Here is a 1,013-nt window from a genome sequence, read left to right as displayed (position 1 = left end):
GGGAATTGGGCAATCACCTAGAAAACTTAACACTTTCAGGAAGTAATGCCATTAACGGTACTGGTAACGATGGTAATAATGTCCTGATTGGTAACTCGGCGGCGAATGTATTGTCAGGCAATAATGGTAATGACAGTCTGTATGGTGACGCAGGGAATGACAGTTTATTAGGTGGTACTGGTAATGACAGTCTGTATGGTGACGCAGGGAATGACACCTTATTAGGTGATACTGGTAATGACACTCTGTATGGTGATGCTGGTAACGATTGGCTAGATGGTGGTGCTGGCGCAGACAGTTTGGTAGGTGGTAGTGGCAATGATATTTACTTTGTCAACAATACACAAGACACCATCGTTGAACATGAAAATGGTGGTACAGATGCAGTTATCTCTACTATCAGTTGGGAATTGGGCAATCACCTGGAGAATTTAACACTCACAGGCAACAATACTATTGACGGTACTGGTAACCGTGGTAATAATGTCCTGATTGGTAACTCGGCGGCGAATGTATTGTCAGGCGGTATTGGCAATGATTGGCTTTCTGGGTTAGGAGGTAACGATCGCCTCTTAGGTGACAATGGTAATGATACCCTGCATGGTAATGATGGTGACGATACCCTGATTGGTGGTAGAGGTAGTGATTCCTTAACTGGTGGTGCTGGTAAGGATAATTTCCAATTAAGTCTTCCCCTGTTTGGTGATTTTGATACCATCACCGATTTCAATGTTGCCGATGACAAAATCCTCCTTTCCAAAGCGGAGTTTGGTTTGAGTCAAGGCGTGGGTGTGTTGGATGCGAGTGTATTCCGATTGGGGACAAGTGCAACCACGGCAAGCGATCGCTTCATTTATGACCAATCTACAGGTAATCTATTCTTTGATGCCGATGGTAATGGTAGTGCTGCACAAGTCAGAATTGCTCAACTATCGAATAAGCCAGCCCTTGCCAATACCAACATCACTGTTGCCGAAATCGCACCTCCAACTACTCAGTTCAAAACTTTTACA

General features: G+C 44.3%; 1 protein-coding gene. It reads left to right on the top strand.

Going from position 1 to position 1,013, the window contains the following annotated elements; all coding sequences use genetic code 11:
* Positions 1–1,013 (top strand): calcium-binding protein (locus A3775_RS24680; RefSeq protein WP_197480152.1); only part of this gene is annotated, 1,013 nt, incomplete at both ends.

Origin of the sequence: Anabaena sp. 4-3 (assembly GCF_001597745.1) — a bacterium.
Classification (GTDB): Bacteria; Cyanobacteriota; Cyanobacteriia; order Cyanobacteriales; family Nostocaceae; genus Trichormus.
This window is presented reverse-complemented; position numbering and strand designations above follow the sequence as displayed.